The sequence below is a fragment of the Curtobacterium sp. MCPF17_018 genome (genome assembly GCF_003234135.1).
GTDB classification, from domain to species: domain Bacteria; phylum Actinomycetota; class Actinomycetes; order Actinomycetales; family Microbacteriaceae; genus Curtobacterium; species Curtobacterium flaccumfaciens.
Map to the genome: position 1 here is coordinate 149,598 of NZ_QKSJ01000006.1, position 22,498 is coordinate 172,095.

Here is a 22,498-nt window from a genome sequence, read left to right on the forward strand (position 1 = left end):
TCACACCCGCCGGGCCGCGTCAGCCCGGCGTGCTCGCGTCAGTCCTGGTCGTCGACCGTGTACTCGTCGACCGGCGCGGGCGTGCCCGCGGCGAGCGCGTCGACGATCTTCGTGAGCGAGTCGGCGAGGACGGCGTTGTCCGCGTCGGGGAGTTGCTCGAGCACCTCGACGACGGCCGCGTGGAAGCGCGCGTACGAGGCGTCGATCTTCTCGGCGGCCTTGTCGGTCGGGGCGAGCACCTGCGCACGACGGTCCGTGGGGTGCGCCGTGCGCGACAGCAGCCCCTTCTGCACGAGCCCGTCGACGATCTTGGTGACCGAGGCGTTCGAGACGGCGAGCATGACGGCGAGGTCCTTCGGGCCCATCGCCCGGCCGTCCCGGTGCGCCTGGAGCATGTACCGGACGGCGAGGAACTCGTTCTTCGACAGGCCGCTCTCGATGCGGGCGGACTCGATCTGCTGGTCCTCGGCGTGCTGCAGACGGAGCAGCGCGTCGACGGCTGTCTTCGCGACCCGGGACTCGGGCTCGCGGGCGTAGAGGTGGACGTGCTCTCGACGGACGACGGTCAACGGCATGGGGTCATGCGCTCCTTGCTAAACGGCAGGCGTGGTGAAGAAGTCCGCGTAGGACGGCTCGGAACGACCGGCGAGCAGCGAGGGGTCCTGGATGCGACGCTCGACGTACGCGTCGATGATCGCCGGGTCGGTGAGACCGACGCGCGTGTGGCTGCCACCGATCCGTGCCGTCCGAGGCATCCCGGAGTACGTGCTGTGCATGTCGTGTCCCGCCCTTCTTGCTTGCCGTGTGTCCCCTGCGGACGCCTGAACTCTTTCACGAAGTGAACGGTCAGTTCAACGAACCATTCGCACTGTGTACGTTTTGCGCGCCGAACGGTTCGGGACCGTCGGTCAGGGTCGTCAGGAGCTGCAGGAGTGCCGCCCGTCGCGGCTCGTCGAGCGGTGCGAACAGGCCGTCGAGCACCCCCTCGGCGATGCGGTGTCCCTCCTCGAGCACCCGCCGACCGTCCTCGGTGACGGTGTGCTCGATCCGGCGGCCCCGGCCGGCGGTCCGGGTGATGAGCCCACGGCCGAGCATCCGGTTCGCGAGGGTGCCGAACGCCTGGTCGCTCTGGAACGTCGCGACGGCGAGGTCGTGCCCGGATGCGCGGGGCATCCGGTCGATCGCGCGCAGGGCGTCCCACTGCACGAGCGTCACGCCGAGGTCGCGCAGGGCGGCGTCCATCGTGCGGTGGTTGCGGTACTGCGCCCGCTTGACGGCGTGGCCCAGGGCTTCGAGGTCGGTCGGCATGGTGCTACGGTATCAACACTCGTACATAAACATGTTGATACGGAGCATTCATGACCGACACCCGCACCCGCACCGCGCTCGTCCTGCACGGCGGCGGTGGCCCCATGACCGTCGCACCGATCGTCGCGCACCTCGCGCCCGCCTTCCACGTCGTCGCCCCCACGCACCCCGGGTGGGACGGCACCCCGCGCCCGGACGGGATCGACTCCGTCCCGGCCCTGGCGGCCGCGTACCTCGAGCAGCTCCTCGCCGCCGGGGAGCAGGACGTCGTGCTCGTGGGGTCGTCGATCGGCGGCTGGATCACCCTCGAGATGGCCGTGCAGGCAGCTGCCGACGACCGGTTCGCCGGGGTCGTCGGTGCCGTCGTCGACATCGACGGCGTGGGTGCGGTGGTCGAGGGCGAACCGATCGCCGACTTCTTCGCCCTCGATGCCCGCGGGCTGGCCGAGGTCGCCTGGCACGATCCCGAGCGGGGGTACCAGGACCCGGCGTCGGTCACCGAGGAACAACAGGCGGTGCAGCGGTCGAACGGGCAGACCATGGCGGTCGTCGCCGGCCGGTCGATGAGCGACCCGACCCTGCTCCGGCGGCTCGGGGCCGTACGGGTGCCGACGCTCGTGGTCTTCGGTGCGAGCGACGCGGTCGTGACCCCGGCGTACGGTCGCGCGGTGGCGGCGGCCGTGCCGGGTGCGGTGTTCGCCGAGGTCCCGGCGGCCGGGCACCTGCCCCATCTCGAGGCCCCCGGGGCGACGTGGGCGGTCATCGACCCGTTCCTGGCGCCACTGCTCGGCTGAGTTCTCGGCGTCCTCTGAGCGATCTTTTGGCACTCACCAGGGTCGAGTGCTAAAACGGTGGCAGTTGAGTCGAGGGGACTCAACGAGAACCACGAAGGAGTTGATTTCGATGACGATGAACTTCGACCCGTTCCGCGAGCTCGACCGCCTCGCGGGTTCGCTCCTCGGCACCGCCGCCGGCCCGCGCTCGATGCCGATGGACCTGTACCGCACCGGGGACCACTACGTCCTCGACGTCGACCTGCCCGGCATCGACCCGGGCTCCGTCGACATCGACGTGGACGGCTCCGTCCTGACCATCCGCGCCGAGCGCACCCTGGGCGCGCCCGAGGGCTCGCAGTGGCTCACGCGTGAGCGCCAGCCCGGCACGTTTGTCCGGCAGCTGACGCTCGGCGACGGCCTGGACGCCGAGCGCATCACCGCCGGGTACGACAACGGCGTGCTGAGCGTCACGATCCCCGTCAAGGAGTCCGCGAAGCCGCGCAAGATCGCCGTCACCGTCGGTGGCGCGTCCGAGCAGCTCGCGGTCGGTTCCGGCGCCGCCGCCGAGTGAGGAGCTGAGCGATGACGTCCGTCCTGCTGAACGCTGTGGTCGCGGTCCTCGTCGTCACCGCGGCGCTCGCGCTGACGAGCCTGGACCGGCGCACCGCCGTGCTCCTCGGGGCCACCGGCAGCCTGACCGGCACGTTCCTGACCTGGGTCGCCGCGCCCCGGCTCTTCGAGCAGTCGCTCCTGGCCCCGTGGGTCGCGGCGGTCCTCGGCACGGCCCTGCTGATCGCGGGGTGGAGCGCGGTCCGCTCCTACTCGGGCATCTTCGAGGCACCACGCGACGAAGAACCCGAGACGGGGGCACTGATGACCGTGGGCGGGTCCGCCCCCTCGGTGCGGTGACCATGTGACGGACAGGAGGCCCGGTGCACGTCGTGCGCCGGGCCTCCCGTCGTTCCGTCGGTCGCGTGGGCGACCGTCGGGACTACTCCTTGTTCAGCTTGTCCTGCACCAGGCCGGCCGTCTTCTCGACGACGTTCGGCAGCTCGGTGGTGCCGTAGAGCCGGACGTCGGGGTGCGTGGGCGGGGGCATCGGGACCGAGGTCGTCGGGCCGTCGTGGTACGAGTACTCGCCCTTGCCGTCGAACGAGGGGCCGCTCGCCCACGGGCCGTTCTTCGCCTCGGCACCGTCGGAGAAGTTGAGGTACTGGTAGTTGACCTCCTGGTTCTCCTTCGACTGCGGGAAGTTGCTCGGCACCGGGAAGCCCTCGACGCCCTTCTCGCGCAGCTCGGCCGCGGCGGTCGCCCACATGTTCTGGTGCATGGTGTCGCGGGCGATGAGGAAGGACAGCAGGTCCCGCACGCCGTGGTCGTCGGTCATGTGGTATAGCCGGGCGGCCTGCACACGACCCTGCATCTCGGCGTTCTCGTTCGCCGTGAAGTCGGCCAGCAGGTTGCCGCTGGCGGTGATGTACGAGCCCTGCCAGGGGTTGCCGTTGCTGTCCACCGGACGGGCGCCCGCACCGGCGACGATCGCGTGCTGGACGTCCGTGCCGCCGACGATCGCGGCGACCGTCGGGTCGTCCTGCAGCGCGTCCTCGGTGATCCCGAGCGGGGACTTCTCGAGCAGCTGCGCGATCATCGTCGCGAGCATCTCGACGTGGCCCATCTCCTCGGCGCCGATGCCGAACACCATGTCGCGGTACTTGCCGGGGATGTGCATGTTCCACGCCTGGAACTGGTACTGCAGCGCGACGGAGATCTCTCCGTACTGGCCACCGAGCACCTCCTGCAGCTTGCGGGCGTAGATCGCGTCGGGCTTGTCGGGCGTTGCCTTGAACTGGAGTTCCTGCTTGTGGAAGTACAAATCGTGCTCCTTCGTGTCGATCGAGCGATTGCACCGCCGATGGTTCGCCGGGGGCACTGAGCGGCCGTCCAAGGTGGCCGGATCACGCAGAGGGTGTCCCGGATGCGCCGGTCCCACGGCTCCGGGTCCACCGCCGGCTTCACCCGGCAGGACGAGGCCCTTCGGTCGACCGCCCGATGCCCTCGGCCGTCCGGTTGCGCAGGCTGGGAACATGCAGACCTCGACCAAGCACACGATCGCCACCCTGCTGCTCTGCGCGGCGATCGTGGTCGCCACCGTCATCGCACTCATGGCCATGACCCCGCCCGCGTGACACCGCGGTGCGGCATGGGAGGATCGCTCTCGTGACCGAACGGGGCAGGTTCCTCCGGCCGCTCGCCACCCGGTCGATCGTCATCGACGTGGCCTGGGCGGTCCTGGCGGCGTTCGTCTTCCTGCTGCCCATCGACCTCGAGCTCGAGCACGCGAGCCTCGCCGCGGTGCTGTCGGCCTCGGTGGCGATCGCCCTGCGTCGCGTCTCCCCGTCCGCCGCGATGGCGATGGTCGTCGTCCTCGGGGTGATCCAGGTCGGCGGCGGCGAGCGCCCGTCGCTGGTGGACCTCGCGCTGTTCGTCGTGATCGGCACCGCCGCCGTCGTGGGCACCCGCACCGAGGTCGTCGTCTCCGGCGTGCTCGCGGTCGTCGCCGGAGCGGGTGCGACGGTCTACCTGGCGTCGACGGGCTTCCGGTTCCTCGTGCTCATCAACGGCCCGCGCGACCAGGCCTTCCTGGCGATGGCCGCCCCGGTGACCGCGCTGCTCGGGGTCTGGGCGGGCGGGGTCGCCGTCCGGGCCTTCCGCTCCCGCGACCGCGAGTCGGAGCGCCGTGCCGACGCCGAGGCCGCAGCATCACGTGCCGAGGCCGTCGCCACCGAGGCCGAGGCCACCGCCACCCGCGCCATCGACGTCGCCGAGTCCGAACGCATCCGCGCCGACATCGCCCGCGACGTGCACGATGTCGTCGGCCACTCGCTCGCGGTCATCATCGCGCAGGCGGACTCGGTGCCGTTCCTCGACGACGAGGCGCGCATCCGAGCGGTCAGTGCCACCATCGCGAGCACCGCCCGGAGCTCCCTGGTCGAGGTCCGACAGGTCCTCGGGCACATCGACGGCTCTGCCGAGGCGACCGGCCCGGGCTCACTCGAGGAGATCGTGCAGGGCATCCGCGACGCCGGGGTCGACGTCGACCGCACGGTGCGCGGGGTCCCGCTGGCCCTGCGCCCGGACACCGGCACCGCCGCCCGCCGTGTGCTGCAGGAGATGCTCACGAACGCCCTGCGCCACGGTGCCCCCGGCAACCCGGTCGTCGTGCGGGAGACCTGGCGGAACGCCGACCTGGTGCTCGAGGTCGAGAACGTCGCCGGCGACGGCAGCACCGCGGGCTCGGGCCGCGGGATCGACGGCATGGACTCGCGCCTCGGCGCCCTCGGTGGGTCGTTCGACGCCGCCGTGCTGGACGACGTGTTCACGGCACGCGCCCGCATCCCGTTCGACGTCCAAGGGGGACCCGTCCGATGACCGAACCGATCAGGATCCTGCTCACCGACGACCAGGCGCTGTTCCGCGCCGGACTCCGGGTGGTGCTGGACGCCCAGGACGACATGCGCGTGGTCGGTGAGGCCTCCGACGGCGCCGAAGCGCTCGCACTCATCCCCGAGGTGCGCCCCGACGTGGTGCTGCTCGACATGCGGATGGCCGGCATGGACGGCGTGGAGACCGTCCGGCAGCTCCACTCCGGCGCCGTCCCGGGCCCGCTGCCCCGCGTCGTCGTGCTCACCACCTTCGGGCTCGACCCGGCGGCGGCGACCGCGATCCGGCTCGGCGCCAGCGGGTTCCTGCTCAAGGACACCACGCCGCCGTTCCTGTTCGCCGCGGTGCGGGCCGTGCACGAGGGCAGCTCGGTCATCGCACCGAACGACCTCGCGCAGCTGTTCGGCACCGACGTCGCGCGGGCCCCGGCACCGCAGCCGCCCGAGTTCGCGACCCTGACCGAGCGGGAGCGCGTCGTGTTCGGGTGGGCGTCCCGCGGCCTGTCGAACGCCGAGATCGCCACCAAGGAGTACGTCACCGAGTCGACGGTGAAGACCCAGATCTCGAGCATCCTCGGCAAGTTGTCGCTGCGGGACCGGGTGCAGCTCGTCGTCTACGCACACGACCACGGGCTGGCGGGCACCCGCGAGGACTAGTCCGCGGCGATCCGGTCGAGCCACTCCGCGAGCATCGTCCGCTCGGCTGCCGACAGTCGATCGAGCCGGGACGCTGCGGCACGGAGTGTGATCGCGGCGCTCGTCACGGCGTCACGCCCCCGGCCCTGACCACCCGGGGCCGCGCCGCCGTCGTCCGTCGTCGCCCCGCTCGGCACGAGGATCCTCCCGAGCACGGCCTCCAGGACGTCATCGGCGAGTGACGGGTCCCGCTCGTCCGCCGGAGCGGCCAGGATCGCGAGCACCGCACCGGTACCGGCCGCGTGCACGAGCTCGACCGCGCGGCGCTCCGGCACGGCCAGTCGTCCGGCCTCGGCCACCCGCCGGATGCGTTCGGCGAGCAGCGCGGTGCCGGCGCGGGCGGCTGCCGACCGACGACCGCGCTCCGGGTCGCTCAACAGCACGAACAGGTCGGGGTTCGCCAGCCCGAAGCCGATCGTCATCGACCACCCGGTGCGCAGGTCCTCGACGGGGTCGGTCGCCTCGTCACGAGCAGCTCGGACGGCGTCGGCCTTCATCGCCGAGAACGTCGCCATCGCGTGCTCGGCGACCGCTTCGAGCAGGCCGTCCTTGTCACCGAACAGCCGGTAGATGGTCGGTGCCTGGACGCCTGCGCCGTCCGCGACCGCCCGCGTGGTCACCGCCGCGGCACCGCGTTCGCGCAGCATGGAGCCGGCGACCTCGACGATGCGCGAACGCGTCTCGTCACGCTGACTTCCCTGCTCGACCACGGAACAACGATAACGGATGTGTGCTATCACTGTGTTACCAGCGATACCAACACGCTGTTTCCACCGATACGGAGAAGTCATGATCGTCATCACCGGGGCCACCGGAGCCCTCAACGGCGCCACCGCCGACCACCTGCTCGAGCACCTCGCGCCGTCCGACCTGGCGGTGGTGGCCCGCGACCCCGCCCGCGCCCAGCGGTTCGCCGACCGTGGCGTCGAGGTCCGCCGAGGCGACTACGCCGAGCCGGAGACCCTGCCGGCGGCCTTCGCGGGCGCCGACCAGCTCCTGCTCGTCTCGTCGAGCGACCCGGCCGCCGACGCCGTCGCGCTGCACCGTGCCGCCGTCGACGCAGCCGTGGACGCCGGCGTCGGCCGGGTCCTGTACACGAGCCACCAGGGCGCCGCGCACGGTTCGCCCTTCGTACCGGCAGCGCACCACGCCGCCACCGAGGACCTGCTCTGCGACTCGGGGCTGCCGTGGACGAGCCTTCGGAACGGCTTCTACGCGCACAGCGCCGCCTGGATGACGGGCCCGTGGCAGGAGACCGGCACGGTGTCCGTCCCCGTCGACGGCCCGGTGTCGTGGACCGCCCGCGAGGACGCCGCCGAGGCAGCCGCCGCGATCCTGCTCGCCGACCAGCCGTTCGACGGGCCGGTGACGCTCACCGCTCCGGACGCGCCGACCTTCGCCGACCTGGCTCGGCAGGCGTCCGAGGTGTCCGGTCGGACGATCGGGTTCGAGGCCCTGGGCGAGGACGAGTGGCGTGCCCGTGCGCTGGCCGCGGGACAGGACCCGCACATGGTCGGGTTCCTGCTCGGCATGTACCAGGCCGCCGAGCGGGGCCTGTTCGCCGGCACCGATCCGCTGCTCGGCGAGCTGCTCGGTCGCGCCCCGCGCCCGGTCCGCGACCAGCTCAGCTGAGCGACGCGACCTCGTCGAGGATCGCCCGGATCGCGGCGGGGTCGTGGGCGAACCGTCCGAGGAACAGCCCGCCGATCCGGCCCTGCCCCCGGGTGAGCAGGCCCGGTCCGGCACTGCCCCCGTAGAGGACGGTGCTGCCGTGCAGCTCGGGCCGGGTGGCGAGGTGCTGCTCGATCCCGTCGAGCACCGCGACGATGTGGTCGTCCGGTGCGGGTGCCGGTGCGCCGATCGCCCACACCGGTTCGTAGGCGACGGTCAGGGGTTGGGCGAGACCGTCCGCGACGGCGGTCGAGACGGCCCGGTCGAGCTGCGCGGTCACCGCCGCCACGGCCTGCGTCGGATCGGAGGCCCGGTCCGGCTCCCCGACGCAGACCAGCGGACGCAGGTGGTTGCGGTAGGCCGCGTGCACCTTCCCCGCGATCGTCGCGTCGTCCTCGTGGAACAGCGAGCGCCGTTCGGCGTGCCCGATCTCGACCAGGTCGACACCGATCTCCCGCAGTTCGGCGCCGGAGACTTCTCCGGTGAACGCGCCCGCATCGGCCCACGACAGGTCCTGCGCGGCGAGCTGCACACCGGTGCCGGCGAGCAGGTCACGCACCGGGACGAGCGCCGGGAACGTCGGCGCCACGAAGAGCGACGCAGCACCCGAGCACACCGCGGGGTGTCGCCGGGCGATGTCCGCGACCTCAGCCGCCCACGACAGCGTCCGGGCGTGCGAGAAGTACGTCTTCAGCGACACCCCGACGGTGATCACGGGGCGACCGTCTCCACGACGAGGGCGAAGGACAGCGCGCCGGGGTCCGCGGTGCCGACGGCCTGGTCGGCGTGCGTTCGCGCCCGGCCCATCTTCGGCGCGAGGGACTCCGTCGCGTCCGCTGCCTGACGGGCGGCACGGACGGCGTCGCCCCAGGCCTCGGCGAGCGCCGCCCCGGCGTCGAGCCGGGTGCGGAGCACCTCGTCGAACGGAACCAGGGCGTCCACCATCGTCTTGTCACCGACGGTGGCACCGAACGCGAGCACGGCCTCGGTGGCCGCGCGGACCCCCTGCGCGACGGTGGCACCGGACGGACGCGAGTCGTCCCCGACCACGCGACCCAGTGCCTCCAGGGCGGCGCCCCAGATCGCACCGGACGTGCCGCCGGCCTTGTCGGACCAGGCGTCCGCGGCGACCAGCAGGACGGTGCCGGCACCGGCACCGCGGGTGACCGCGTCGGCAGCTGCGGCGTCGGCGGCGTGCGATCCACGCTGCATCCCGATGCCGTGGTCGCCGTCGCCGGCCACGGCGTCGATGCGGCCGAGTTCGTCGGCGTGCTCGTCGAGGACGGCGCGGACCGCGGCGAACCCGGCGGCGACCTGCTCGGCGACCGCGCGGGACTCGTCGGTCGCCGGGCCGATGCCGACGCCCTCGGCGTCCGCCACCACGGTGGACGGGTCGACGCGCTGTCCGGCGACCGCACCGCCCTTGCGGTAGGCGGGGGTGTCCGCGGGTGCTGCCCAGAGTTCCTCGAGCTCGTCGTCGAGCCAGAACAGCGTCAGGGAGACCCCGGCCATGTCGAAGCTCGTGACGAGTTCGCCGACCTCGGGCTCCACGATGACGACGCCGGCGTCCGTCAGGCGCCGCTGCACCGAGCGGTAGACGACGAAGAGCTCCTCGTACTTGACCGAGCCCAGACCGTTCAGGATCGGCACCACCCGCTGGTTCTCGAGCGTCACGCCGTCGGGCAGTTCGTCGAGCAGCCGGGACACCAGCAGCTCGGCCAGCCCGTCCGCGGTGGGGACGTCCGTCTCGTCGATGCCCCGCTCGCCGTGGATGCCCATGCCGACCGCCATCCGCCCCTCGGGCACCGTGAACAGGGGTTCCTCGGCACCCGGCAGCGAGCACCCGGAGAACGCGACGCCGAAGCTGCGCGTCCGGTCGTTCGCCCGCTCGGCGACGGCGGTGACCGTGTCGAGGTCGTCCCCGCGCTCGGCGGCGGCGCCGGCGATCTTGAACACGCAGAGGTCACCCGCGATGCCGCGGCGCTTCGCGCGGTCGTCGGCCGGGGCGCTCGTCACGTCGTCGGTGACGCGGACCGTCCGGACCGGGATGCCGTCGGCCTCGAGCGTGCGCGCCGCGGCGTCGAAGTTCAGGACGTCACCGGCGTAGTTGCCGTAGCTGAGCAGCACACCGCCACCGTGCTCCGCGGCCTTCGCGACACCGGTGACCTGCTGGGCGCTGGGGCTGGCGAACAGGTTGCCCATCGCGGCACCGGCGGCCAGTCCGTGTCCGACCAGTCCGCCGAACGCGGGGTAGTGGCCCGAGCCCCCGCCGATCACGACCGCGACCGTGCCGTCGGGGCTCGTGGTGGAACGGGCGACCCCGCCGTGCACCCTGCGCACCCACCGCTCGTTCGCGGCGACGAAGCCGTCGGTCGCCTCGTCGGCGAAGTCCGCCGGGTCGTTGAACAGTCTGGTCATCGCTTGCTGCCCTTCGGGTCGGTGGTGCGGACGTGCGAGGTGTCGAGCAGTTCGTCGGCCTTGGCCCCGCGGAAGAACTTGGTGCAGAAGATCATCACCGCGGCGACGAACGCCAGGACGCCGAGCGAGACGATGCCGAACGCACCGCTGTCGGTCGGCACCACCTCGTTGATCGCGGTGCGCATGATCGGGGCGACGAACCCGCCCAGGTTGCCGAGCGAGTTGATCAGGCCGATGCCCGCGGCGGCTGCGGCACCGGTCAGGAACGCCGTCGGGTACGCCCAGGTGATCGGGCCGACGGCCAGGAAGCTCGCGACGGCCAGGGTGATGAACAGGATGCCGAGCACGGGCTGCCCGTTCGCACCCGCCCACGCCGAACCGAGGATCGACAGGCCGGTCGTGACGTAGAACAGGGTGCCCCAGCGACGTCGACGTCCGACGGAGTCCGCCCGTGACCCGATCAGGTAACAGGCGACGAGCCCGACGAGCCACGGGATCGCGGACACCAGACCGACCTGCCAGCCGACGTCCTGCCCGAGCAGCGAGGACACCTGCTGCGGCAGGTAGAACGTCGTGCCGTACACGGCGACCTGCAGGCAGAAGTAGATGATCGTGAAGTACCAGACGCGCCCGCTCGCCATCGCGCGCCAGATGCCCTTCGGGCCGTCCTCGCTGCGGGCGGTGTCCTCGCGCTCCATGGCCGCGGTGAGCGACGCCTTCTCGCCCGGTTCGAGCCACTTCGCCTGCTGCGGACTGTTCGTCAGGAACACCAGGGCCGCGATGCCCGCCAGCACCGCGAGGATGCCCTCGCCGGCGAACATGACCTGCCAGCCGTGGAACGGCGTCACCTGGTCACCGATGCTGATGAGGCCGCCGGACAGCGGGGCTCCGATCATCTGCGAGAACGGCTGCGCCAGGTAGAAGATCGCGAACATGCGCACGCGCACCTTGTTCGGGAACCACTCGGACAGGTACATGATCACGCCCGGGAACAACCCGGCCTCGGTCACGCCGAGGATGAACCGCAGGATGATGAACATCGTGTCGTTCGTCGTGAAGGCGAACAGTGCGGCGACGATGCCCCACGTGACGGCGATGCGCGCGAGCCAGAAGCGCGCACCGAACCGCTTGAGCAGCAGGTTCGACGGGATCTCGAAGATCGCGTAGCCGATGAAGAAGATGCCGGCGCCCAGGGCGAAGGCGGCGTCGGAGATGCCGCGGTCGACGCGCAGGGCCTCTTCGGCGAAGCCGACGTTCGTGCGGTCGAGGAACGCGACGAAGTACAGGATGACGAGCATCGGCATGAGGTGCTTCGTCGCCTTGCCGATGGCGGACTGCAGGCCGGGGTCGTTCGTCGACCCGAGCGCGGGGGCAGGGGGTAGTGACACGGGTTCGCTCCTTTGCGAGCACGGTGCGGTCGTTCGTGGCGTCCGGGGTCAGGCCTGGTGGCCTGTCGGCCTGTCGGCCTGTCGGACGGGAGGCACGGATCGCGTCGCACGGTCGGCGCGCGTTCCGTGGGCGGCTGGCCCTAGTGCATGTACAGGCCGCCGTCGACGTTGAGTGTCTGGCCCGTGACGAACCCGGCGTCCTCGCTGATCAGGTACGCGACGGCCGCGGCGATGTCCCGCGGCGTGCCGATGCGCGGCAGCACGCCGTCGGCGGCCATCTCGGCCTTCCGTTCCTCGGACAGGGTGCCGCCCATGATGTCGGTGTCGATCGGGCCGGGGGCGATCGCGTTGACCGTGACGCCGCGCGGGCCGAGCTCGCGCGCCAGGCCACGGGTCAGCCCGATCACGCCGGCCTTCGCCACCGTGTACGGGGTCTTGCTGAAGGTGCCGCCGCCGCGCTGGGCGGAGACCGACGACAGGTTCACGATGCGCCCGTAGCCGGATCGCACCATCGACTCCGCCGCCCGCAGGCTGGCGAAGTGCACGCCGTCGAGGTTGATCGACAGCACCCGGTGCCACTCCCCCTCGGGCAGGTCGAGGTAGGCGTGCGCGGACGAGACCCCGGCCAGGTTCACCAGTGCGGTGATCGGCTGGAGCTCCGCCTCGATCCTGTCGAAGGCGGCACGCACGGCGGACTCGTCGGCGACGTTCGCACCGACGCCGACGGCCCGCACGCCGTGCTGCTCGCGGATCTCGTCGGCGACCTGCTCGCTCGCCGTCTGGTCGAGGTCGATGATCCCGACGTCCCACCCGGCCTCGGCCAGGTGGTGGGCGGTGGCGCGGCCGATGCCCCGCGGTGAGGCGGCCCCGGTGAGGACGACGGTGCGGTCCTGGGGGCCCTGAGGGTTCTGTGTGCTCATCGTTCGTGCTCCGGGGCTCAGTGGATCGGCGCCGGGCCGAGGTCGTCCAGCAGCTTCTGCATCGCGACGTACGCCTTGTTCCGGTAGGCGACGAGCTCGGGCGTGCGGTCGGCGGGGACCTCGAGGTACCCGGCGCCGGACTTCGTGCCGAGTTCGCCGGCGTCGACGTGCTGCTGCAGCGACGGCGGGGTGGCGAAGCGTTCGGGCCAGCGGGTCTGCAGCGACTCGAAGCAGAACGCGTACACGTCGAGCCCGGCCATGTCGGCGATCGCGAACGGGCCGAAGAACGGCAGGCGGAACCCGAACGTGGTCCGCACGATGGTGTCGATGTCGTCGGGGCTCGCGATGCCCTCGTCGGCGATCTTCGTGGCCTCCTCGAACAGCGCGTACTGCAAGCGGTTCAGGACGAACCCCGTGGAGTCCTTCACCCGCGCCGACTGCTTGCCGGTCGCGGCCACGACGGTCTCGCCGACCTCGATCGCGTGCTCGTTCGTGGTCGGGTGCGGGATGAGCTCGACGCCGGGGATGAACGGCGCCGGGTTCGAGAAGTGCACACCGAGGAACCGCTCCGGGCCCACGACCGCCTCGGCCAGCGACTCGATCAGGATCGTCGAGGTGTTCGAGCCGATCACGGCGTCCGGGCGGGCGGCCTCGCTGATGCGGCGCAGCGTGGCGTGCTTGATCTCGAGCTTCTCGGGCACGGCCTCCTCGATGAAGTCCGCGTCGGCGACGGCGGCCTCGATCGACTCGGCGGCGCTCAGGTGTGCGCGGACCCGTTCGACTGCGTCCTCGGGGAACAGCCCGTCGGCGACGAACTGGGCGGTCTCGCCGAGCAGCCGCTCCAGGTTCTGCTGGGCGATCTCGGCCGAGACGTCGGCGATCCGGACGGTGTGGCCGGCGAGGGCGAGGACCTGGGCGATCCCACCGCCCATGTAGCCGGACCCGACGACGGCGATGTCGAGGGTGCTCATCGCGTTGCTCCTTCGGTGCTGGTTGCCGCCGCCGCGTCGAGCTTCGTGGTCGCGAGGACGGATCGGATGTACTGCTGGTTGGTGGCGCAGACGCCGAGGCTGTCCCCGCCGTACTGCTCGGTCATGACGATCCCGCGGAACCCGTCGGCGACGGCGTCGCGCAGGACCTGGCGGTAGTTGATGAGGCCCGTCTCCATGGTGCTCGGCGCACTCGTCGCCCAGCTGCCGTCGCCGGCCTCGTCACGCGTGTAGTTCTTCACGTGCAGGTAGTTGGTGTGCGGCATCGTCTTCGCGAAGAGCTCCCGCCAGTCCTCGACGGGTCGGTGCAGACGGATGAGGTTCGCGACGTCCGCGTTCAGCCCGACGTTGTCGAGCCCGATCTCCTCGACCAGGCGGACCGCGCTGTCGGCGGTGCCGAGGTACGTGTCCTCGTACAGTTCGAGCGCCATCGGCAGCCCCACCGAGGCAGCGTGCTCGCCGAGCTCCCGCAGGCGCTTGACCGCCGCGGCCCAGACCTCGGGGTCGTCCGGGTCCTTCGGTCCCGGCGCCGTCCAGAACCACAGCGCGCGCTTCTGGGCGTCGGTGAACGGCTGGTGCAGCCCCGTCGAGAAGACCTGCATGCCCCACTCGGCCGCCGCGTCGATGGTGCGGTGGGCGTAGGCCAGGTTCTCGTCCTCGTGCCCGGGCTGGATGACGCTCTTGCGCTGCAGGTGCACGGACGGGATCCCGATGCCGTGCGACTTCGCGACGGCGAACAGCTCGTCGCGGCGGGAGGCTTCGAGGTCTGCGGGCCGGATGTGGCTGTCGGCGAGTTCGGCGAGCGAGAAGCCGACGGCCTCGATCTGCGCGAACACCTCGTCCCACACCTCGGCGGGGGCATCGTGGAAGGCCGTCCCGTCGCGGGTGACCTGCGCGAACCCGTGCAGGCACGCGGCGATCGGCCAGGTCTTCGACGTCCAGGTGGTGGGGTCCCAATCCTGGTCGACCCAGTCCTGTGGAGTGGTCACGGAATGCTCCCTTGCATGTCGTGGTGGTTCAGCGATGAACCTCTTTCCTATAGGAAAGATACTCCCACGTCGCCGGAACGCAACCCCTCGCCTCAGCTCGTGTGCGAAGCGTCCGCGCGCGAACGCAACCGGACGGCGTCGATGTGGAGCCGCATCGCGGCGACGGCCGACGTCGGGTCCGCAGCCAGCGCCTCCAGGATGGCCCGGTGCTCCCGAACCGCACGATCCGTGTCGTCCCCGCCGCCCTCGACGATCTGCCGCATGCGGTGCACGCGCGTCGTGATGATCTCGGACATCTCCTCGAGGAACGGGTTCCGCGTCGCGTCGAAGATCAGCTGGTGGAACTGCCAGTCGCTCCGGAAGAAACGGGCCATCAGCGCTTCCGGGGCGTGCGCAGCACCGACGGACGCGACCTCGGCGGCCACCGCAGCCTGCTCGTCGAGCGCTGCCGCCAGTCGCTCGCGCAGGCCGTCGACGTCGCCGCGGGCCGCGAGCTCGACGGCGCCGCTCTCCACGATGAGCCGGGCGTCGAACAGGGCCTCGAGCTGGTCGCCGGCCAGGGGCGGGGAGACGCGGTAGCCCTTGTTCGCCTGTCGGGTGACGAGGCCGGTGCGTTCGAGTTGCACCAGGGCTTCGCGCACCGGGGTCGGCGAGACCCCGAGGGAGCGTGCCAGTCCGTCGATCGACAGTCGCATGCCCGGTTCGACGTCGTGGCCCATCAGGACCTCGAGCACCCGGTCGTAGACGCGGTCACGCAGACCGAGCTGCGTGATGCGCTCCGTCCCGAAGCCGGGCATGGTCGTGGACATGGATCGATCCTAGAGAATCCACGAACTCGCTCCGATCAGTAGATCGCGTCGATCCCCAGGAGGTCACCGAGGCCGAGGCCGCGCTGACTCGTCTCGCACGTCGACACCGACGGCTTCATCACCAGGCCGCTGTTCGCGGCCGTGTGCCCCAGCCCGTAGGCGTGACCCCACTCGTGCGTGGCGACGCCTCGCAGGTCGAACCGTGCCCCGGAGCAGGTCGCGGCGGCGGACCAGTTGACCGACGTCGAGTACCGCTGGTCCGTCTCGACGGCCGTGCCGGAGCGCGACCACACGCAGGTCACGCCGAGGGTGCCCTTCGGCAGCGACCCCCACCCGACCACGCTCGACGCGTTCGCGGCTCCGCAGCCACCGGTCGCGGTGACGCCCATCGCCTGCTTGAGCACCCCGAGGTGCTTCTGGTCGGCGGTCGACGTGATCGTCCGTCCGCACGACGAGACCGGCCCGGTCCAGGCGTCGGCTCCGGCCCCGATCGCCGACGGACCGGTGACCTTCTGGTTGTTCGGGTTGTAGCTCCAGTTCACCGGGCCCGCCCAGCGGAACCCGAGCCGGGTGTACGAGGTGTCGGTGCAGCTCGTGGCCGCCTTCGTGGCCGACGTGGTGGCCGCTCCGCGCGACACGACAGCGGCGGCCACCCTGTCGCGCAGCGCCTGGCGTTCCTGCCGGACGGCGGCCGCCGACCCGGACCACGCGTCATCGACGCGCACCGCGACACCCGCACGGCCGGTGTTCGTGATCGACACGTCCCCGCCGTCGTCCACACCCGACGCGGCCACCGGCAACGCGGTGACCGTCGTGCCCGGTTCCGGCACGACGAACTGCCGGCCGTCGGGCAGCACGATCGTCGGCGTGGCCACGGCGCACCCGCTCGCGAGCTGCTCGAGGGTGACACGGTCCCCCTGGCACGCCGGCGCTGCGACCGCCGGCGAATCCGGGCCGGTCGAGACGACGACCGCGGCCAGCGCGATACCGAGGGTGACCGCACCTGCGGTCCACGACGACGTCCTCACGATGATGGTTCTCCTGTCATGACGCGCCGAGGTCCCCCGGCGACCAGGACAGTGTGCGGATCGTCACTCGGGGCAGTCAACCCCCCGAACTGCCACTCCCGGCCGGTCGATCGCTCCCGTCCGGCACCCGCACGAACCGCGGCGCCCCACGGTCCCGCAGTCGGAACCCCAGGTGCTGGTACAGCCCGATCGCCCCGGTGTTCCCGGCGGCCGCGTGCATCAGAGGAGTCTCGCCGCGCTCCCGGATCCCGTGCGCGACGGCGAGCACCAACCGACGCCCGAACCCCTGCCCCCGGTACGCCTCGTCCGTGCACACCGCGCTGATCTCGGTCCACCCCGGCGGGTGCAACCGCTCCCCCGCCATCGCGACGAGCCGACCGTCCCGCCGGATGCCCAGGTACGTGCCGAGCTCGATCGTGCGCGGCAGGAACGGCCCCGGCTTCGTCCGCTCCACCAGGGCGGTCATCTCCGGCACGTCGTCGGGCGTGAGCACGACGGCTTCGCGATCCGGCGCACCCTCGATCGCCTCACCGGTGAGCTGCACGCCGCCGGCGCCCTCGACGAGCTCCCACCCCTCGGGCAGGACGGCAGCCGCGCCCACGCCGAGCATCCCGCCCGACCCGAGCAGCGCCCGGACGTCCTCCCAGTCCTGCGCAGTGGGCTGCGCGGGGATCCCCGTCCACACCGACACGTCGGTCTGGTACCGGACGACGTCGCCGCGCCGCTCGGCGAACCGGGCGTGGTGGCTGTTCAGCGCGGCCATCGCGGGCGCGTCGAGCACCCGTGTCGGGGTGCCGTCGTCGGCGATCGTCAGGTCGAGGGTCCGGAGCGCCTCGCCGCGCGGGTCACCGCCACGGAACCCGAGGTCCTCGATCCGCCGACGATCGCCGTCCGCCCACCCGGCGGTGTCCGCGACGACACCGGAGGCGTAGTGGTTCGTGGCACGGTGGATGACCAGCTCGACGTCCGCTGCCGAGGTCACGAGGACCTCTCCGGGTCGGGTCAGCGCGGTCGAGGTCGGCGCAGTCGTCGTCATCCCACCATTCTCCGCCCGCGGCGAGCGCCGCCGGCGCATCGTTGCACCCGGTGACGGCGCACCGCGGCTCGCACGGTGCGAGGGGTCCCACGGCCCGTGCGAGGTTCCGTACTCGGTGCGAGGGCACGTGCACCGCACGGAGTACGGAACCTCGCACCAGACCGAGCGTCAGCGCCCGCGCCAGCCTCTGGCCGTACTTCGTGGCGGCAGCGGCCGCGATCCAGGGTTCGGTGTCCCGGTAGAAGGTCGCGAAGTCGCTCATCCCGCACACCGCGACCGTCGAACCGGATCTCGCCCGAGAGTCCACACATCAGCGCTCTCCCTCGGTGTCCGCCGGCGCGGGGTCGGTGTCCGCCGGCGCGGGTCCGGTGTCCGCCGGGGCGTTCCCCACGATCCACGTGTCCTTCACGCCACCGCCCTGCGACGAGTTGACGACCATGCTGCCCTCGGGCGCGACGCGCGTCAGGGCGACGTCGGCCAGGTGCACGTCGTCCGGTCCGGTCCCCGTCGCGTAGACGAAGGCCCGCAGGTCCACGTGCCGCGGGTCGAGACCGGCGGGTCCGATCGTCGGGTGCGAGGACAGCTGCACCACCTCCTGCCCCACCCACCCGGCGGGGTCCGCGGCGATCTCGCGTCGTCGCTCGGCCACCTCGGGGGCGCTCGCGCTCGGTCCGATCAGGACCCCGCGCCCGCCCTCGCCGTCGACCGGCTTCGTGACGAGTTCCCCGACGCGGTCCAGGACCGACAGCCGTTCGACCTCGATGCTCGTGCGGTACGTCGGCACCGATGCCAGCAGGGGTTTCTCGTCCAGGTAGTACCAGATCAGGTCCGGCACGGTGACGTACATCGCCTTGTCGTCGACCAGCGCGTTGCCCGGCGCGTTCGCCAGGTAGACGCGTCCTGCCTCCGCCGCGTCGAGGATCCGGGCACCGAGGTCGGGAGCCTGCTCCGAGGTCAGTGCGGTGACGTCGCGGTCGATCCGCAGGTACAGCCCGTCGAGCACGTCGCCCGTCGTCGCGTCGACCACGCGTCCGTCACGAACGTCCAGGTCGGATCCGGACAGGAGGCGCAACCCGGCCCCGCGGGCCAGGCTGCGGTGTTCGAACCACGCGCCGGCGGCGGGGCCGTCGCTGACGAGTGCGATCACCGGGTCGGTCGCGCCCGTCACCGCGGTGGTGTTCGCGCAGAGGGTCCGGCGGAGCCGGTCGGTCACGCCGTGCGGGTCGCGCAGGTGCACCGGCCGCGGGGCATCCGGCACGACGTCGTCCATCAGCTCGCGCAGGGCGATGCCGTACGCGACGCCCGAGGGCGAGCGGACGTTGTCCTCGAGCACCCGCCAGCCGCCGAACTCGTTGCGCACCAGGTCGAACCCGAGCACCGGCGCACGGACCGCGGACGTCGGGAGCCGGGTGGCGTCCGGGTCCCAGCCCTTGGCACCGACGAAGTGGTCCGCGTCCAGCACGCCGTCGGCCACGATCCGCCGGTCGCCGTACGCGTCACGCAGGAACAGCTCGATCGCACGGGCCCGCTGCCCCAGGCCACGCTCGAGCTGCGACCACTCGTACGCGCTGATCGTCCGGGGAACCAGGTCGCAGCCGAACTCCTGCGCACCGCCGTCGACAACGAAGCCGACGTGGTGCTCGCGGGTCCAGACGTCGCGCGCAGTGCACCGCTCGATCGCGGTCTGGGCGTCCCAGCCGCTGAAGAAGGCCGCCAGGTCACGGAACGCCGGACGGGGGCGTGCCCCGGGGCCGACCGCCTCGTCGCCGGCGCGGACGCGGTACCCGGGGATCGGGACCACCGGGTCCTCGTCGCGTCCGGACGGGAGCCCCGCGGTGTCCTCCACCACCAGGGCGACGACGTCGTCCATCTCCCCCCGCTCGGCGTACGCGGTGCGCTGCCGGTCGGTGGAGTTGCCGCGGGCCAGGGTCGCCTCGAGCAGCTCCGTCACCGTCCCCCAGTCGCCGAGCTCCTCGAGCTCCGGCCGCAGGCGGGACACGAGCTGGCGCACCGCGACCTCGGCGGGCAGGCGTTCGGGGTGCTGTCCGAGGCCGACGAGTTCGCCGCTCAACCCGGAGCGGGCGGCCTGCCACATCGCCGCACGGTGCAGGGGTTCGCTGCGCGGGTGCCACTCGGCGCCGGACACGACCGACTTCTCGGCCTTGCGCACGGCGGCGCGGAAGAGTCCGGCGATGAGCACGGCGTCGTCCACCACCGGGGTCGCGTCGCAGACCCGGAGTTCGAGCGTCGGCGCGTGCGACGACGGCCGCACGTCGAAGTAGGCCATCTTCTTGTCGGCGATCACGCCCGAGGCGATCAGGTCGTCGAGCACCCGGTCGTACTCGGCGGCGTCCGCGACCGGTCCGAAGCTGCCGGCCGACGGCCACCGCTGCCAGATGATGCTCCGGAACGAGGCGTACCCGGTGTCCTGCCCGTTCCAGAACGGACTCGACGCACTCAGGGCCAGCAGCGCCGGGAGCACCGGGGCCACCCGCTGGGCGATCAGCACCGCCAGGTCGCGGTCGCTCACCCCGACGTGCACCTGCAGCCCGCAGATGAGCTGTTCGTCGACGAGCATCCGGTACTGCTCCTGCATCCGGCCGTACCGACCGCCGGCGCTCAGCTCGAAGTCGGCGTACTCCGACCTCGGCGCGGTGCCGACGGCGGCGATGGTGACCCCGGCCGGGGCGATCGCGGCGCTGAGCTCAGTGCGCAGGTCGACGATCACCCGCCGCAGGTCGTCGAGGGTCCGCACCACCGGGGTGTTCGTCTCGATCGTCGTGCGCTGCAGTTCCGCGCCGAAGCGATCCGTGGGCAGTTTGGGCAGAAGGCGCGGGGCCTTCGCGGAAAGTCGGCCGGACTCGAGGTCGATGAGGTGCAGCTCTTCCTCGGCGCCGAGCGTCAGCTCTGCACTCATGGCTGGAACCTACGCGTCTGCCCTGTGGCGCGTCCGCCGCCGGCCGTGGCCGACTCACGCTCGTAACATATGTCATATATTGGTGTGATGACTCCCCTCCTTGAGACATCAGCGCTGACGCGGCGGTTCCGCAGCGCAGCAGGCCATGACGCGACCGTCCTCGAAGACGTCTCCGTGAACGTCGGCCGCGGCGAGTTCGTCACCGTCGTCGGTCCGAGCGGCTCCGGCAAGTCGACGCTCCTGCAGTGTCTGTCCGGGCTGGACTCGCCGACCAGTGGCACCGTCCGGATCGACGGCACCGACCTCGCGACCCTCCGGGGCGACTCGCTGGCTGCCTTCCGACGCGACCACCTGGGGTTCGTGTTCCAGTCGTACAACCTCATCCCCGCCCTGACCGCTTTCGAGAACGTGGCGCTGCCGCTCCGGCTCGTGACCGGGTCGGTCGATCGCGTGGTCGTCCGGAACGCCCTCGAAGCGGTCGGTCTCGGCGCGGTCACCCAGAACCGCCCCGGCCAGCTCTCCGGCGGTCAGCAGCAGCGCGTGGCGATCGCCCGCACCATCGTCACCCAGCCGGACGTCGTGTTCGCCGACGAACCGACCGGCGCCCTGGACACCGAGTCCGGAGCACGCGTGCTCGAACTCCTGCGTGCGGCGGCCACGGGGTCGCGTTCGGTCGTGATGGTCACGCACGACCTCGAGGCCGCGGCACTCGGCGACCGCGTGCTCGTCCTGCGCGACGGGCGCCTGCACCGGGAGCTCGTCACTCCCTCGGTGCCGGAGATCCTCGAGGCGGTGTCCCGGTGATCACACGTCTCGTCCTCGCCGAGGTCGTCCGGGCTTGGCGGCTCTGGACCTCGACGTTCGTCGTCATGGTCTTGACCGCCGTCGTCGCGCTCGTCTGCGCGGGTGACGTCTCGACCGCCGCTGCGATCACCGACACCGTCGACGCAGCCGGCCTGCGCAACCACGCGATGGTCTTCGGAGCGATGAACGCCATCGTGGTCATCGGCGCACTCAACGTGCTCGTGACGTTCGCGATCCGCGTCCAGCGCCGGACGTACGCGCTGTGGCAGTTCGGCGGTCTCGGGCCTGCGCTGATCCGCCGGGTCGTGCTCGCACAGGCGGTCACGTTGTCCCTCGTCGCGTTCGGAACCGCCCTGACGCTGATGCCTCTCACACTCCGGAGCCTGATGGCCTTCCTCTCGGCGCCCCTCCGGAACCCCGGCGCGCCAGCCCTCGATCCGCGCCTCGGCGTGCTCGAGGCAGTCACCGCCTTCGTGGTGTTCGAGCTCGTGGTGCTCCTCAGCGCACTCGGGGCTGCACGTTCGGCGTCGACGACCCCCGCCCTGGACGCCGTCCGTGAGTCCGAATCCGAGCCCGCCCGTCCCAGCCGCGGCCGGAAGATCACCGCCTGGGTGCTCGGAGGCGTCACCGTCACGATGTACGTGCTGACGCTGCTCGGCGCACGGGGCGTCACGATGCTCTTCCTCGTGCCCGCGATGGGGTTCGTGATCACGGTCGCACCCTGGTCCTGCCGATCGCTGGTGTCGGCGTGGGCCTCAGCGCTCCCCGGGGCTCCGGCGGCGTGGTTCCTCGCGCGCGAGTCGCTGAGGTACCACGTCGCGCGGAGCCACTCGGCGATCGCACTGCTCGCGGTGGCGATGCTGCTGGGCTCACTCACCGGCCTGGCGGGCGTCTGGGACTCGCCCGCGTACTACCTGGGCGGCCTCGCCATCTTCGGCGGCCCGGTCCTGATCGTCCTCTTCACCGGTGCTGCCACCGTGGTGATGACGACGATGGGCCGACGACGGGACGTTGCCCTGCTCGTCGCCGCTGGCGGGACCTTCCGGACGGGGCTCGTCGCTGCGGTACTGGAAGCCGTCGCGGTGGTCGTCACCGCGGCGCTCATCGCAGTACCACTCGCGATCGCGACCATCCCAGCGGCCCTGACGAGTTGGACGGACCCGCTTCGTCCCGTGCCGTTCGTGGTCGCCGTCGGACTCGTCATCATGGTGGTGGCGACGACCGCACCGGTCCTGCAGGCTCGGCGCCGACCGTTGGGCCCACAACTCGTCGACACCGGAGTTTGAGCCCGCATCCGCCGGTCGAACAC

The 22,498-nt window shown here is 71.7% G+C and carries 23 protein-coding genes; 8 read left to right on the plus strand and 15 right to left on the minus strand.

Annotated features, from left to right (window positions below; all coding sequences use genetic code 11):
* Nucleotides 1-38: 38 nt before the first annotated feature.
* From DEJ27_RS09075 to DEJ27_RS09085, 3 genes are all read right to left on the minus strand, one after another.
* Nucleotides 39-575 carry a MarR family winged helix-turn-helix transcriptional regulator gene (locus DEJ27_RS09075; RefSeq protein ID WP_111090795.1) on the minus strand — a complete coding sequence of 179 codons (537 nt, stop codon included), beginning with the start codon at nucleotides 573-575 and terminating at the stop codon, nucleotides 39-41.
* Nucleotides 576-593: 18 nt separating this feature from the next.
* Nucleotides 594-776: a hypothetical protein gene (locus DEJ27_RS09080; RefSeq protein WP_071404431.1), complete on the minus strand. Its 183-nt coding sequence runs from the start codon at nucleotides 774-776 to the stop codon at nucleotides 594-596.
* A 70-nt stretch (nucleotides 777-846) separates the two neighbouring features.
* Complete coding sequence (locus DEJ27_RS09085) at nucleotides 847-1,308, minus strand: MarR family winged helix-turn-helix transcriptional regulator (protein ID WP_110861980.1); 462 nt, start codon at nucleotides 1,306-1,308, stop codon at nucleotides 847-849.
* 50 nt (nucleotides 1,309-1,358) lie between these two features.
* On the opposite strand from DEJ27_RS09085, the gene DEJ27_RS09090 reads away from it, so the two are divergent.
* From DEJ27_RS09090 to DEJ27_RS09100, 3 genes are all read left to right on the plus strand, one after another.
* Nucleotides 1,359-2,102: an alpha/beta fold hydrolase gene (locus DEJ27_RS09090; protein WP_111090796.1), complete on the plus strand. Its 744-nt coding sequence runs from the start codon at nucleotides 1,359-1,361 to the stop codon at nucleotides 2,100-2,102.
* 109 nt (nucleotides 2,103-2,211) lie between these two features.
* A complete protein-coding gene (locus DEJ27_RS09095; RefSeq protein WP_027466972.1) occupies nucleotides 2,212-2,655 on the plus strand; it encodes an Hsp20/alpha crystallin family protein in 444 nt (147 codons plus the stop codon).
* 11 nt (nucleotides 2,656-2,666) lie between these two features.
* On the plus strand, nucleotides 2,667-2,993 hold the full coding sequence (locus tag DEJ27_RS09100) for a hypothetical protein (protein ID WP_110861976.1): 327 nt from the start codon (nucleotides 2,667-2,669) through the stop codon (nucleotides 2,991-2,993).
* Between the two features lie 82 nt (nucleotides 2,994-3,075).
* Here DEJ27_RS09100 and DEJ27_RS09105 read toward each other — a convergent pair whose 3' ends face one another.
* On the minus strand, nucleotides 3,076-3,957 hold the full coding sequence (locus DEJ27_RS09105; protein WP_071404423.1) for a manganese catalase family protein: 882 nt from the start codon (nucleotides 3,955-3,957) through the stop codon (nucleotides 3,076-3,078).
* A gap of 344 nt (nucleotides 3,958-4,301) precedes the next feature.
* Here DEJ27_RS09105 and DEJ27_RS09110 point away from each other — a divergent pair, with 344 nt between their 5' ends.
* Nucleotides 4,302-5,513 (plus strand): sensor histidine kinase, encoded by a 1,212-nt coding sequence (locus DEJ27_RS09110; RefSeq protein WP_258369922.1) that lies wholly within the window; start codon nucleotides 4,302-4,304, stop codon nucleotides 5,511-5,513.
* Nucleotides 5,510-6,181 carry a response regulator transcription factor gene (locus tag DEJ27_RS09115; RefSeq protein ID WP_110861974.1) on the plus strand — a complete coding sequence of 224 codons (672 nt, stop codon included), beginning with the start codon at nucleotides 5,510-5,512 and terminating at the stop codon, nucleotides 6,179-6,181. The genes DEJ27_RS09110 and DEJ27_RS09115 overlap by 4 nt, the downstream gene beginning before the upstream one ends.
* Here the strand turns inward: DEJ27_RS09115 and DEJ27_RS09120 are convergent.
* Nucleotides 6,178-6,930: a TetR/AcrR family transcriptional regulator gene (locus DEJ27_RS09120; RefSeq protein ID WP_258370330.1), complete on the minus strand. Its 753-nt coding sequence runs from the start codon at nucleotides 6,928-6,930 to the stop codon at nucleotides 6,178-6,180. The two genes, DEJ27_RS09115 and DEJ27_RS09120, sit on opposite strands and share 4 nt — an antisense overlap.
* A 79-nt stretch (nucleotides 6,931-7,009) precedes the next feature.
* Here DEJ27_RS09120 and DEJ27_RS09125 point away from each other — a divergent pair, with 79 nt between their 5' ends.
* The gene (locus tag DEJ27_RS09125) at nucleotides 7,010-7,852 is read left to right on the plus strand and encodes an NAD(P)H-binding protein (RefSeq protein ID WP_111090797.1); all 843 of its coding nucleotides are present in this window, start codon (nucleotides 7,010-7,012) and stop codon (nucleotides 7,850-7,852) included.
* On the opposite strand, the gene DEJ27_RS09130 is transcribed toward DEJ27_RS09125, so the two are convergent.
* The 10 genes from DEJ27_RS09130 to DEJ27_RS09175 all read right to left on the minus strand — a co-directional run bounded on the left by DEJ27_RS09130 (nucleotide 7,845) and on the right by DEJ27_RS09175 (nucleotide 20,385).
* Nucleotides 7,845-8,606 (minus strand): triose-phosphate isomerase family protein, encoded by a 762-nt coding sequence (locus DEJ27_RS09130; RefSeq protein WP_110861967.1) that lies wholly within the window; start codon nucleotides 8,604-8,606, stop codon nucleotides 7,845-7,847. The genes DEJ27_RS09125 and DEJ27_RS09130 overlap by 8 nt on opposite strands.
* Complete coding sequence (locus DEJ27_RS09135) at nucleotides 8,603-10,309, minus strand: dihydroxyacetone kinase family protein (RefSeq protein WP_110861965.1); 1,707 nt, start codon at nucleotides 10,307-10,309, stop codon at nucleotides 8,603-8,605. The genes DEJ27_RS09130 and DEJ27_RS09135 overlap by 4 nt, the downstream gene beginning before the upstream one ends.
* A complete protein-coding gene (locus DEJ27_RS09140) occupies nucleotides 10,306-11,697 on the minus strand; it encodes an MFS transporter (protein WP_110861963.1) in 1,392 nt (463 codons plus the stop codon). The genes DEJ27_RS09135 and DEJ27_RS09140 overlap by 4 nt, the downstream gene beginning before the upstream one ends.
* A 140-nt stretch (nucleotides 11,698-11,837) precedes the next feature.
* Complete coding sequence (locus DEJ27_RS09145) at nucleotides 11,838-12,617, minus strand: SDR family NAD(P)-dependent oxidoreductase (RefSeq protein WP_111090798.1); 780 nt, start codon at nucleotides 12,615-12,617, stop codon at nucleotides 11,838-11,840.
* 17 nt (nucleotides 12,618-12,634) lie between these two features.
* Nucleotides 12,635-13,588 carry a 3-hydroxyacyl-CoA dehydrogenase family protein gene (locus DEJ27_RS09150; RefSeq protein ID WP_110861959.1) on the minus strand — a complete coding sequence of 318 codons (954 nt, stop codon included), beginning with the start codon at nucleotides 13,586-13,588 and terminating at the stop codon, nucleotides 12,635-12,637.
* A complete protein-coding gene (locus DEJ27_RS09155) occupies nucleotides 13,585-14,595 on the minus strand; it encodes a sugar phosphate isomerase/epimerase (protein ID WP_111090799.1) in 1,011 nt (336 codons plus the stop codon). The genes DEJ27_RS09150 and DEJ27_RS09155 overlap by 4 nt, the downstream gene beginning before the upstream one ends.
* Nucleotides 14,596-14,687: 92 nt before the next feature.
* A complete protein-coding gene (locus tag DEJ27_RS09160) occupies nucleotides 14,688-15,404 on the minus strand; it encodes a GntR family transcriptional regulator (protein ID WP_111090800.1) in 717 nt (238 codons plus the stop codon).
* Between the two features lie 35 nt (nucleotides 15,405-15,439).
* A complete protein-coding gene (locus tag DEJ27_RS09165) occupies nucleotides 15,440-16,432 on the minus strand; it encodes a matrixin family metalloprotease (protein ID WP_111090801.1) in 993 nt (330 codons plus the stop codon).
* 76 nt (nucleotides 16,433-16,508) lie between these two features.
* Nucleotides 16,509-17,468 (minus strand): GNAT family N-acetyltransferase, encoded by a 960-nt coding sequence (locus DEJ27_RS09170; RefSeq protein WP_111090802.1) that lies wholly within the window; start codon nucleotides 17,466-17,468, stop codon nucleotides 16,509-16,511.
* 310 nt (nucleotides 17,469-17,778) lie between these two features.
* On the minus strand, nucleotides 17,779-20,385 hold the full coding sequence (locus tag DEJ27_RS09175) for a carboxylate--amine ligase/circularly permuted type 2 ATP-grasp protein (RefSeq protein ID WP_258370331.1): 2,607 nt from the start codon (nucleotides 20,383-20,385) through the stop codon (nucleotides 17,779-17,781).
* 87 nt (nucleotides 20,386-20,472) lie between these two features.
* Between DEJ27_RS09175 and DEJ27_RS09180 the strand changes: the two genes are divergently transcribed.
* Both DEJ27_RS09180 and DEJ27_RS09185 read left to right on the plus strand, forming a co-directional pair.
* Nucleotides 20,473-21,189: an ABC transporter ATP-binding protein gene (locus DEJ27_RS09180; RefSeq protein ID WP_110861949.1), complete on the plus strand. Its 717-nt coding sequence runs from the start codon at nucleotides 20,473-20,475 to the stop codon at nucleotides 21,187-21,189.
* On the plus strand, nucleotides 21,186-22,475 hold the full coding sequence (locus tag DEJ27_RS09185) for a hypothetical protein (protein WP_111090803.1): 1,290 nt from the start codon (nucleotides 21,186-21,188) through the stop codon (nucleotides 22,473-22,475). The genes DEJ27_RS09180 and DEJ27_RS09185 overlap by 4 nt, the downstream gene beginning before the upstream one ends.
* The last annotated feature ends 23 nt before the right edge of the window (nucleotides 22,476-22,498 follow it).

Excerpts from the sequence above, each read along its gene's own strand:
- DEJ27_RS09160 (WP_111090800.1), bottom strand. The coding sequence starts at position 15,404 with ATGTCCACGACCATGCCCGGCTTCGGGACGGAGCGCATCACGCAGCTC.
- DEJ27_RS09095 (WP_027466972.1), top strand. The coding sequence starts at position 2,212 with ATGACGATGAACTTCGACCCGTTCCGCGAGCTCGACCGCCTCGCGGGT.
- DEJ27_RS09180 (WP_110861949.1), top strand. The coding sequence starts at position 20,473 with ATGACTCCCCTCCTTGAGACATCAGCGCTGACGCGGCGGTTCCGCAGC.
- DEJ27_RS09125 (WP_111090797.1), top strand. The coding sequence starts at position 7,010 with ATGATCGTCATCACCGGGGCCACCGGAGCCCTCAACGGCGCCACCGCC.
- DEJ27_RS09170 (WP_111090802.1), bottom strand. The coding sequence starts at position 17,468 with ATGACGACGACTGCGCCGACCTCGACCGCGCTGACCCGACCCGGAGAG.
- DEJ27_RS09145 (WP_111090798.1), bottom strand. The coding sequence starts at position 12,617 with ATGAGCACACAGAACCCTCAGGGCCCCCAGGACCGCACCGTCGTCCTC.
- DEJ27_RS09085 (WP_110861980.1), bottom strand. The coding sequence starts at position 1,308 with ATGCCGACCGACCTCGAAGCCCTGGGCCACGCCGTCAAGCGGGCGCAG.
- DEJ27_RS09115 (WP_110861974.1), top strand. The coding sequence starts at position 5,510 with ATGACCGAACCGATCAGGATCCTGCTCACCGACGACCAGGCGCTGTTC.
- DEJ27_RS09135 (WP_110861965.1), bottom strand. The coding sequence starts at position 10,309 with ATGACCAGACTGTTCAACGACCCGGCGGACTTCGCCGACGAGGCGACC.
- DEJ27_RS09150 (WP_110861959.1), bottom strand. The coding sequence starts at position 13,588 with ATGAGCACCCTCGACATCGCCGTCGTCGGGTCCGGCTACATGGGCGGT.
- DEJ27_RS09175 (WP_258370331.1), bottom strand. The coding sequence starts at position 20,385 with ATGAGTGCAGAGCTGACGCTCGGCGCCGAGGAAGAGCTGCACCTCATC.
- DEJ27_RS09090 (WP_111090796.1), top strand. The coding sequence starts at position 1,359 with ATGACCGACACCCGCACCCGCACCGCGCTCGTCCTGCACGGCGGCGGT.
- DEJ27_RS09080 (WP_071404431.1), bottom strand. The coding sequence starts at position 776 with ATGCACAGCACGTACTCCGGGATGCCTCGGACGGCACGGATCGGTGGC.
- DEJ27_RS09075 (WP_111090795.1), bottom strand. The coding sequence starts at position 575 with ATGCCGTTGACCGTCGTCCGTCGAGAGCACGTCCACCTCTACGCCCGC.
- DEJ27_RS09100 (WP_110861976.1), top strand. The coding sequence starts at position 2,667 with ATGACGTCCGTCCTGCTGAACGCTGTGGTCGCGGTCCTCGTCGTCACC.